This window comes from Aeromonas sp. YN13HZO-058 (assembly GCF_001921245.1).
Taxonomy (GTDB): domain Bacteria; phylum Pseudomonadota; class Gammaproteobacteria; order Enterobacterales; family Aeromonadaceae; genus Aeromonas; species Aeromonas allosaccharophila.
Map to the genome: position 1 here is coordinate 39,229 of NZ_MQSY01000011.1, position 10,810 is coordinate 50,038.

Genomic DNA, 10,810 nt, shown 5'->3' on the forward strand with positions numbered 1-10,810 from the left:
GCAGTCATGATATTAGACAGTGTTGCGACCAGTAATAGTAAAGAGAATACGCGTGCTTGGCGTAAATCTGATACCACTTGGGGGTTGGGTCTGTTCGGTACGGCAATTGGTGCCGGAGTACTATTTTTCCCGATCCGGGCCGGATATGGTGGTCTGATCCCGATATTGATTATGATGATATTGGCCTATCCTATCGCATTCTATTGCCATCGGGCCCTTGCCAGATTATGCCTCTCCGGCAGCAACCCTTCCGCAAATATCACCGAAACTGTCGAGGAGCATTTCGGCAAGATGGGTGGTGTGGTCATTACCTTCCTCTATTTCTTTGCCATTTGCCCCCTGCTCTGGATATATGGGGTCACCATTACCAATACCTTTATGGCGTTCTGGGAACATCAACTGCAACTGGTTCCGCTCAATCGGGGTGTTGTTGCTCTTGGACTTCTGCTGTTGATGGCCTTTGTGATCTACTTCGGTAAGGATCTGATGGTCAAGGTGATGAGCTATCTGGTGTTTCCCTTTATCGCCAGCCTGATCATCATCTCCCTGTCGCTGGTGCCTTACTGGAACAGTGCGGTATTTGACCAGGTCAATCTGAGTGAAATATCCATGTTTGGTCACGATGGTATTCTGGTTACCGTCTGGCTTGGTATCTCCATCATGGTCTTCTCTTTCAACTTCTCGCCGATTGTCTCCTCTTTCATTGTCTCCAAGCGGGAAGAGTATGAGCACGAGTTTGGTCGCGATTTTACCGAGAAGCGCTGCTCCAAAATCATCTCCGGTGCCAGCATGCTGATGGTTGCCGTGGTGATGTTCTTCGCCTTCAGCTGCCTGTTTACCCTGTCGCCGCAAAATATGGCGGAAGCCAAGGCCCAGAATATTCCGGTACTCTCCTATCTGGCGAACCACTTCTCCTCGATGACTGGCAGCAAGTCTGCGTTTGCCACCACGCTGGAGTATGCGGCATCCATTATTGCGCTGGTTGCCATTTTCAAGTCCTTCTTCGGCCACTATCTGGGGACGCTGGAAGGGTTGAACGGCCTGATCCTCCGCTTTGGCTATCAAGGTGACAAGAACAAGGTCTCTTTGAAAAAGCTGAACATGATCAGTATGTTGTTCATCATGGGCTCCACCTGGCTGGTCGCCTATGTCAACCCCAACATCCTTGACCTGATTGAAGCAATGGGTGCGCCAATTATCGCCTCTCTGCTCTGTCTGCTGCCGATGTATGCGGTGAGCAAGACACCGGCACTGGCAAAATATAAAGGTCAGGCCAGCAACCTGTTTGTCACCATCATCGGTGTGCTGACCATCCTGAATATTGTTTCCAAGCTGTTCTGAAAACCTTTTCTGCAAGTCATCAACCATTCAGGCCCCCCTGGCGGGGTCTGGATGGTGCAGTCAGACATGAGCAATAACCGGTTCTTCGTTGGCCACAATTATGTGTGCCCCGGGCAAGGCACGCCGTTTTTTGACTCTCTGTTTATGGCGAAATGCCCTGACTGCAGTGACTCGACACTATTAATCTCGAGGCGATGTAATGAAGTTTGATTCGTTGGTTCTGGTTATCAATTGCGGCTCCTCATCGGTCAAATTCTCGGTACTGGAGAGTCAATCCTGTGAGGTGGTGATATCCGGTATGGCGGATGGTATTGAGACGGCCCATCCCCAATTGCAAGTGGGTAAAGAGCCCGCGATGTCATTACCTGAAAATAACCACACCTGTGCATTGGCTGCCATTGCGGCTGAATTAAAAAAGCGCGATCTGCTGGATGCGATTGTGCTGGTTGGTCATCGGATTGCGCATGGTGGCAGTGAATTTAGTGAAGCCGTGATCATTGATGAACATGTCTTGGCCAAAATAAAGCTGGTGTCACCCTTGGCCCCCCTGCACAATCACGCCAATCTGAGTGGTGTGATGGCGGCTCGTCAGCTATTTCCGACACAGCCCCAAATTGCGGTATTTGATACCGGCTTTCACCAGACCTTGAAGCCGGAAGCCTATATCTATGGGCTGCCTTATCAATATTTGCAGGATTACGGTGTACGCCGTTATGGCTTCCATGGCACCTCTCATCGCTATGTCGCCGAGCAGGCAGTCTCCTTCCTTGGGTTGAATGGCAAAGATGCTGGTCTGGTCATCGCTCATCTGGGTAATGGCGCCTCTATTTGCGCGGTGCAGGATGGCAAGAGCGTTGATACCTCGATGGGGATGACGCCGCTGGAGGGGCTGATTATGGGCAGTCGTAGCGGTGATATCGACTTTGGTGCGCTGGCCTATATCGCCAGCAAGACTGGGCAATCCATCGAGGATATCGAGCGGATATTGAACAAGCACTCCGGCTTGCTCGGTATTTCCGGCCTCTCTTCCGATATGCGGGTGCTGGAGGCGGCTTATCACGAAGGGCACCCCGGTGCGAAACTGGCGATCCACGCCTTTGTCCACCGTATTGCCCGCCATATTGGCGGTCATGCAACCTCATTGCGCCGACTGGATGCCGTTATTTTCACCGGCGGTATTGGCGAGAACTCCACGTTTATCAGAAAACTGGTGTGCGAACGGCTACAGGTATTTGGCATCGCCATGAGCGAGGCGTTGAATAAAGAACCCAATGCCATGGGATGCCGGATTATTTCTGCACCTGCTTCGGCAATATTCGCTGCCGTCATTCCGACCAATGAAGAAAAAATGATTGCGCTGGATGCTATTCGCCTGGGTCAAGAGATCCGTCAGGCCGAGTGTGTCTGAATATTTCAACTGTAATGTCATGAATCGTGAACGAGGTTTATTGAATGAAAATTGATGTGCAATTGGAGCAGGATAGTTACATCCAGGCGTGGCAAGGTTTTGCCGGTGAAAACTGGAAACATGAAATCAACGTTCGTGATTTCATTCAGCAAAACTATACCCCGTATGAAGGTGATGAACAGTTTCTGGCCGATGCCACCGAGGCGACCACCACCTTGTGGAACAAGGTGATGGATGGGATCCGCATCGAGAATGCCACCCATGCGCCGGTTGATTTTGATACCAATATTGCTACGACCGTTACTGCTCACGGACCCGGTTATATCGAACAGGGGCTGGAAAAAATCGTTGGCTTGCAAACCGATAAACCACTAAAAAGAGCGCTGCACCCGTTTGGTGGTGTAAATATGATCAGAAGCTCTTTTGAGGCATATGGTCGGGAGATGGATCCCGAATTTGAATATACCTTCAGCGAATTGCGCAAAACCCACAATCAGGGGGTATTTGATGTTTATTCACCCGAGATGCTGCGCTGCCGAAAATCGGGAATTTTGACCGGTTTGCCGGACGGTTATGGCCGCGGTCGCATTATCGGAGATTATCGTCGGGTTGCACTCTATGGCATAGATTATCTTATCCGTGAGCGGGAGCTGCAGTTCGCTGATCTGCAACCGGCCCTCGAACGTGGCGAGAATCTGGAGCAGGTGATCCGTCAGCGTGAGGAGCTGGCTGAGCACAAGCGGGCACTGGTGCAGATCAAGCAGATGGCGGCGAGCTACGGCTGTGATATTTCCGCCCCGGCTCGCACCGCGCAGCAAGCGGTGCAGTGGCTCTACTTTGTCTATCTGGCGGCGGTGAAGTCGCAAAATGGCGGTGCCATGTCCCTTGGTCGTACCGCCACCTTCCTCGACATCTATATCGAGCGGGATCTGAAGGCGGGGCTTATCAGCGAGCAGGATGCCCAGGAGCTGGTCGATCACTTCATCATGAAGATCCGCATGGTGCGCTTCCTGCGCACCCCCGAGTTTGACTCCCTCTTCTCCGGCGACCCCATCTGGGCGACCGAGGTGATCGGTGGCATGGGGCTGGATGGTCGCACGCTGGTGACCAGGAACTCTTTCCGCTACCTCCATACCCTCAAGACCATGGGGCCTGCGCCCGAACCCAACCTCACCATCCTCTGGGCAGAGGGGCTACCACGGGCCTTCAAGACCTATGCGGCCCGCGTCTCCATCGATACCTCATCCCTGCAGTATGAGAACGATGACCTGATGCGCACTGATTTCGAGAGCGATGACTACGCCATCGCCTGCTGCGTGAGCCCCATGGTGATTGGCAAGCAGATGCAGTTCTTCGGTGCCCGCGCCAACCTCGCCAAAACCCTGCTCTATTGCATCAACGGTGGGGTGGACGAGAAGCTGAAGATCCAGGTTGGCCCGAAAGTGGCGCCCATCATGGACGAGGTGCTGGATTACGAGACCGTCATGGCCAGCCTCGACAGCTTTATGGATTGGCTGGCGGTGCAGTACATCAGCGCGCTCAACCTTATCCACTACATGCACGACAAGTACAGCTATGAGGCCTCGCTGATGGCGCTGCACGATCGCGACGTCTATCGCACCATGGCCTGCGGCATTGCCGGTCTGTCGGTGGCGGTCGATTCGCTGGCGGCCATCAAGTACGCCAGGGTCAAGCCGGTGCGCGATGCTGACGGGCTGGCTGTCGATTTCGTGATTGAGGGGGAGTATCCCCAGTACGGCAACAACGACGAGCGGGCAGACTCCATCGCTTGCGATCTGGTCGAGCGCTTCATGAAGAAGATCCAGGCGCTGCCGACCTACCGCAATGCGGTGCCGACCCAGTCGATCCTGACCATCACCTCCAACGTGGTCTATGGCCAGAAGACCGGCAACACCCCGGATGGTCGCCGCGCCGGTGCGCCGTTTGCGCCGGGGGCCAACCCTATGCACGGTCGGGATCGCAAGGGGGCGGTCGCTTCGCTCGCTTCGGTGGCCAAGCTGCCGTTCAAATATGCCAAAGACGGGATCTCCTACACCTTCTCCATCGTGCCGGGGGCGCTCGGCAAGGAGCCCGCCAATCGCGAGAACAATCTGGTGGGGCTGATGGATGGCTACTTCCATCATGAGCGGGATGTGGAAGGGGGCCAGCACCTCAACGTCAACGTGATGAACCGCGAGATGCTGCTGGATGCCATCGACAATCCGGACAAGTACCCCAGCCTGACCATCCGGGTCTCCGGTTATGCGGTGCGCTTCAACGCCCTGACCCGCGAGCAGCAGCAGGATGTGATTTCCAGAACCTTCACCAACATGATCTGATTGATGTGCCCGGAGTGAACTGGTTTGCTCCGGGCTGACCACTTATATGAAATCAAGGAGAAAGCTAAAGATGCGACAGGTTATCAGTACCAAAGCGGCACCGGGTGCCATCGGTCCCTATGTGCAGGGCGTTACCTTAAGCAGCGTGACCGGCAACATGATCTTCACGTCGGGCCAAATCCCGCTGGATCCTGTGAGCGGCGAGATCCCGGAAAGCATCGAGGCGCAGACCCTGCGTTCGTTGCAAAACGTTCAGGCGATTGTCGAGGCGGCAGGCGGTCAGGTGCGCAACATCATCAAGACCACGGTGTTTGTCTCTGATCTGAACGACTTTGCTGCGGTGAATCAGGTCTACAACGACTTTTTCACCAAGCACGATGCCATGTATCCGGCGCGATCCTGTGTGGAAGTGGCCCGGTTACCGAAGGATGTAAAGATCGAGATTGAGGCGATTGCTGCGCTGTAGCCCCCATCGGAAGGTGTCAGCAAGCCAAAACAAAGCGGCTGCCATAGGCAGCCGCTTTTTCTATCTGGTCATCGGGCAGATCAGGCGATCCGTTCGATACGAGCCATGTAGAAACCGTCGAAGCCGGTCTCGGACGGGCTTACGGTGTGATCGTCACGCAGACGGAAGTTCTCGTTGGCCGCGAGGAACTTGTCCACCTGCTGGCGGTTCTCCTCTGGCAGGATGGAACAGGTTGCATAGACCAGCAGACCACCGACCTTCACCATCTGGCTGTAACGCTGCAGGATCTCTTCTTGCAGCGCGACCAGCACCGGCAGACGCTCGGCGGTATCACGCCACTTGGCATCCGGATTGCGCTTGAGGACGCCAAGCCCGGAGCAGGGCACGTCCAGCAGTACGCGGTCGGCGCTCTCTTTGAGGCGCTTGACGGTCTTGCTGCTGGTGATGACCCGGGTTTCCACGTTGTGGGCACCGGCGCGACGGGCGCGCTGCTTGAGGTTCTCCAGCTTCCACTCTTCCACATCCATCGCCAGCAGACGGCCTTTGCCCTGCATCATGGCGGCGATGTGCAGGGTCTTGCCACCGGCACCGGCGCAGGCGTCGATGACGCGCATGCCCGGGGTGACTTCCAGCGCAGCAGCAACCAGCTGGGAGCCGGCATCCTGCTGTTCGAAGCAGCCATCGGCAAAGGCCTTGGTGCGGAACAGGGCGGCGTCGGAGGTGACCTGCAGGGCAGTCTCCACACCTTCAACCGGAATGGTGGTGACCTGCTCTTTGGCCAGAATGGCCTGCAGCTCATCACGGGTGCACTTGAGGGTGTTGACCCGCAGGTAACGCTTGGGCATCCAGGCCAAGGCGGCGCGCTCGGCAGGCCAGGCTTCACCCAGTTGCTCGCTGCCCAGTTTCTCCAGCCAGCTCGGGCAACCATCCATCAATACCGGGTTCTTCTTCGCCTCGGTCAGACGGCGGCGGAATGCTTCTTCATTGAAGCGATCCAGGGTCGGGTTGTTGGGCTGGGCAATTTTGTGGAAGGCGTGCCAGCTGTGCAGCAGCGGCCAGACATTCTTCTCGGCCTGACGGACCTGGATGCCGGTCAGGAAGCAATAGAGGCTGAGACGACGCAGCAGGTCGCCGGTGACCAGGGCAATCCTTGCCTGTTCTTGCGGTTTGAGTTCGATGCCGGAGAAGTGACGGGCATAAGCGCGGTCGAGGGTGAGACCCTGACCGAGTACATCGTCAACAATGGCAACGACCAGATCCCCGAAACGGGGCAACAGTGGGGATTTGAGCATGAGATTAACCTTGGCCAGATAAAGATGAACCGCACCTTTGTGAAGAGGGGCAGTTCTAAAATTGACAAATCCGCGCAATGATAGGGGTTAGACGGGGTTGGCGCAACACTCCCACTCGGGAATGGTGGAAAGGGTTGCTTCAGCTTTGTATTGATGTGGCCGAATAAAAATAAAGTACAGGCCGCAATTCAGGCGATTGCATTAATACAAGGACTAAAAACAATGCATGTGACGAAATACTCTACGGTGGCCTTGCTGATGGCCAGCATGCTGGGCTCAACCAGCCTGATGGCCAGTGAATGGGGCACGGTGGCCGCCAGAGCAACAGCAGACGAGGGTTATGAGGTGCGGGCCCATCAGTTTCGGGTTGCCAAGGTGCCGCTCGACTATTTTGCCGGACTGCAAGCCGGGGCGAGTGAGCTGACCCTGCCGCTGCCCGATGGGGGGGAGGTCACCTTTGCGCTGGAAGCCTACGACGTGCTGCCCGCAGACCTTGCAGCCAAGTATCCGCAGATCCGTACCTTCAAGGGTTACAACCCGGCACATCCGGTCGATACCGGGCGCTTCGATCTGGGGCCACAGGGTTTCCACGCCATGTTCAGCCATCAGGGCCAGATGGTGTTTGTCGATCCGCTGCGCAATGCCGAAGGGTATGCCGTCTATTACCAGAAGGATGCCCATAGCCGTCTGGAAGAGGATGCCGACAAGGTAATCGGGCCGGGTGTCAGCAAACTGGTGCGCAAAGTGCAGGTTGATGGCAATGCGCGCAAGCGTTACACCATCGCTATCTCGGCAGCCGGTGAGTACACCCGATATCACGGTGGCTCCACGGTGCTGGCCCTGGCGGCCATCACTACCCTGCTCAACCGGGTGAACGAAGTCTATCAGCGCGACGTGGGGGCCGAGTTCGTGCTGGCCAGCGGTAATGACAGTGTGATCTTTAGCGATCCTGCCAGTGATCCCTTTGATAACACCGATGCGGATGCGGATCGCAACGTCGATGTGCAGGCGCAGGCCTTTGCTGATGGGGATTTGGGGGCATTTGATATCGGCCATGTGCTCAACACCGGTGGCGGAGGCTTGGCGGGGTTGGGTGTGTTATGTGTTGATGCCATGCCGCCTTATTACGCCTACGGGGCCAAGTCGTCAGGTATGACGGGTTCGTCAGACCCCGTAGGGGATGCTTTTTTTATCGATTATGTGGCCCATGAGATTGGCCACCAGTTCGGTGCCGATCACACCTTTAACGGTACAACGGGCAGTTGTGGTGGGGGCAACCGGGCCACCGGGCAGGCGTTCGAGCCGGGCAGTGGCAGCTCCATCATGGCCTATGCCGGCATCTGCGGTGAGGAGAATATCCAGCCGCACAGCGATCCCTATTTTCATAGCAAATCCATCGAGCGGATGCGTGCGCACATGGCGACCGTATCGACTTGCGGAACCACACTCCCGTTGAGCAATAATGCCCCGCAGGCTGCCGCCGGTAGCGATTATGTGATCCCGGCCAATACGCCATTTGCCCTGAAGGGGGCGGGAGCGGATCTGGACGGTGATCCTCTGCTCTACAACTGGGAGCAGATCGATCTGGGCAACGAATCGAGCAGCATCGCCACCATGGTTGACGATGGCACCCGTCCGCTGTTTCGCTTTGTTTCCCCCACCCGTTCTGCCGAGCGGATTTTGCCAAGTTTGCCATCGTTGCTCTCCGGTACTCTCGCCAAAGGGGACGCTTGGCCGACCACCAATCGGGATCTCAATTTCAGACTGACGGTGCGCGATGGTCAGGGTGGCGTTGCCAGCGACGACATGAAAGTGCAGGTGATCAATACCGGCGCGGCATTTCGTATCACCAGCCCACTTTCCGGGGTCACTCTCACGCCGGGGGGCAGTCAGTCCATTGCATGGGATGTGGCGGGCACTACGGTGGCACCTATCAGTTGCAGCAAGGTGGACATCTCGGTGACCCAGGATGAGGGTGCGAGCTGGACAACCCTGGCGGCCGGTCAGCCCAACAATGGCGCTGCAACGGTGACGCTGCCCGCCAATCTCACCAGCAGCGTCAGGCTGAAAGTGGCTTGCAGCGACAACATCTTCTTTGCCATCAGCCCCCTCAAACTGCCTTTGGTGCAAGGTGGCTCTAATTCAGGTGGCGGTGGTGGTGGCGGGTCGCTCGGATTGTGGACGCTGGCACTGGCGCTGCTCGGCTGGCAACGGAGGCGCACATGAGGGGAATTCCCCTGTTGCTGCTTGCCATGCTCGGCGGCTGTCAGGTCGATGCCAGCACGCTGGAACAGGAGGTAGGGGCAAACCTCGCCAAGCAGGATTACCGCCTGATCGTGATAGCTGGACGGGGAGAGTTCGCCCCCGGTATTGCAGCCGAGCAGCAGGCCTCAGCCAAGGCACGCTGCGGCGTGCGTTATCTGGATGGGTTGGGTGATGTGATAAGACCCGAGCAGAAAGAGGCACATGCCAAGCTGAGCGCTTATGCCAGCGAGTATAACCAGCTCATGGTGACGCACTGCCCGGCAGCATCGGGTGCTGACAAGCAGTAATACGTCAATATACCCATCCAGATGAGGGGCACTTCTGCCCCCAGGTTATCCGTGAAGGCGCCAATGGCGCCTTCATTTTTTTCCGCTTTTGAAGGGAGTCCGCTTGTTTCACCGGAGGTGTGGGGATCGGTAGTAGCAGGATTTTTAAGCGTGATAGCGGTTTTGTGCGGATTTTCTTTTCTGTCTGTCACGCAGATCGGCCATTTACGCTGCACCATACTTGGGATCACCAAGGTAGGGCAAGGAGGCTCTATGAAGCATGGCATTGCGGTGATTATCACCAGTTTGTCTGTTCAGGTTGCGGCAGAACCCCAGTGGACCTTCATGGATGAGAGCATGGCAAGGGGGGCGCCTATGATGTGCGAGCTGACAAGGTCAGAGTGGTCGTTCCGGACAAGCCTTTTGAACCCGGGCATCTTGCCAGTGTGTTGACCTTGCCACTCCCAGATGGCACTACGGTGCAGTTTGATGTTCATCCCAATGCCCTGCTCCCTGACGCGTTGGCCCTGCGTTACCCTTCTATCAATACCTACAATGGCAAGGCCATCGATCAGGCCACGGATACCGGTCGATTCGATGTCACCATGCATGGTTTTCACGGCATGTTTACTCACCGGGGGCGTACCTTTTACATCGATCCGCTTCAGGACGGTTTCTCCTATGCCGTTTATGAGCAGCAGGATGCCTGGCGCAGACAGGATGTGGATCAGGTGCTGGATTCTCTGGGGGCCGATCGCGCTCGGGCCGTGCTGGTCGATGGCAATTTGCGCAAGCGCTACACCATCGCTATCTCGGCAACCGGGGAATATACCCAGTATCACGGTGGTACCAAGGTTGCTGCACTCTCGGCCATTGCAACACTGCTTAATCGGGTCAACGAAGTCTATCGCCGTGATGTGGGGGCCGAATTTCAGCTTGCAGCCGATACGGACAAGGTAATTTTCACCGATCCGGCGACGGATCCCTTTACCAACTCGGCTCAAGATATCGCCACCAACCAGACCCAGCAGGGGATCTTGTTAAATCCAACCTTTGATTTGGGCCATCTGCTGGCGACATCCGGTGGCGGCGTGGCGACCCTGAGATCCCTGTGTAACCCCTCTAGCCGTTCACGAGGCATGACGGGTGGCTCACCGCCTGTCGGCGATGCCTTCTTTATTGATTATGTGGCGCATGAGCTGGGGCATCAGTTGGGGGCCGAACACTCTTTCAACGGCACAGCCGACAGTTGTGCGACGGGTCGCAAGGCTGATTCAGCCTGGGAGCCGGGCAGTGGCTCGACCATCATGGCCTATGCCGGGATCTGTGGTGAAGAGAATCTGCAGGTTAACAGCGTAATGCCAGTCAGTTAAGCCTGACTGGCATTGTTTTTATTGGCTTTTTTCACACTATACCTCTGTGGCCTTGGCTTC

At 56.3% G+C, this 10,810-nt stretch carries 8 protein-coding genes; 7 read left to right on the forward strand and 1 reads right to left on the reverse strand.

Annotated features, from left to right (window positions below):
• Window positions 1–6: 6 nt before the first annotated feature.
• From tdcC to BSP75_RS01600, 4 genes are all read left to right on the forward strand, one after another.
• Window positions 7–1,341 carry a threonine/serine transporter TdcC gene (gene tdcC / locus BSP75_RS01585; protein WP_042656213.1) on the forward strand — a complete coding sequence of 445 codons (1,335 nt, stop codon included), beginning with the start codon at window positions 7–9 and terminating at the stop codon, window positions 1,339–1,341.
• A 199-nt stretch (window positions 1,342–1,540) separates the two neighbouring features.
• The gene (gene tdcD / locus BSP75_RS01590; RefSeq protein WP_075111993.1) at window positions 1,541–2,749 is read left to right on the forward strand and encodes a propionate kinase; all 1,209 of its coding nucleotides are present in this window, start codon (window positions 1,541–1,543) and stop codon (window positions 2,747–2,749) included.
• A 44-nt stretch (window positions 2,750–2,793) separates the two neighbouring features.
• Window positions 2,794–5,088, forward strand: a complete 2,295-nt coding sequence (gene pflB, locus BSP75_RS01595; protein ID WP_075111994.1) for a formate C-acetyltransferase — start codon at window positions 2,794–2,796, stop codon at window positions 5,086–5,088.
• Between the two features lie 70 nt (window positions 5,089–5,158).
• Window positions 5,159–5,554, forward strand: coding sequence for a RidA family protein (locus BSP75_RS01600; protein ID WP_075111995.1), 396 nt, complete (start codon window positions 5,159–5,161; stop codon window positions 5,552–5,554).
• An 80-nt stretch (window positions 5,555–5,634) separates the two neighbouring features.
• On the opposite strand, the gene BSP75_RS01605 is transcribed toward BSP75_RS01600, so the two are convergent.
• Window positions 5,635–6,846 (reverse strand): RsmB/NOP family class I SAM-dependent RNA methyltransferase, encoded by a 1,212-nt coding sequence (locus tag BSP75_RS01605; protein ID WP_075111996.1) that lies wholly within the window; start codon window positions 6,844–6,846, stop codon window positions 5,635–5,637.
• Window positions 6,847–7,068: 222 nt separating this feature from the next.
• On the opposite strand from BSP75_RS01605, the gene BSP75_RS01610 reads away from it, so the two are divergent.
• From BSP75_RS01610 to BSP75_RS01620, 3 genes are all read left to right on the forward strand, one after another.
• On the forward strand, window positions 7,069–9,072 hold the full coding sequence (locus BSP75_RS01610) for a reprolysin-like metallopeptidase (RefSeq protein ID WP_075111997.1): 2,004 nt from the start codon (window positions 7,069–7,071) through the stop codon (window positions 9,070–9,072).
• Complete coding sequence (locus tag BSP75_RS01615; RefSeq protein WP_075111998.1) at window positions 9,069–9,398, forward strand: hypothetical protein; 330 nt, start codon at window positions 9,069–9,071, stop codon at window positions 9,396–9,398. Before BSP75_RS01610 ends, BSP75_RS01615 begins: the two co-directional genes overlap by 4 nt.
• Window positions 9,399–9,856: 458 nt before the next feature.
• Entirely contained in the window at window positions 9,857–10,750 is an 894-nt protein-coding gene (locus tag BSP75_RS01620; RefSeq protein WP_253186596.1) for a reprolysin-like metallopeptidase, read from the forward strand.
• The last annotated feature ends 60 nt before the right edge of the window (window positions 10,751–10,810 follow it).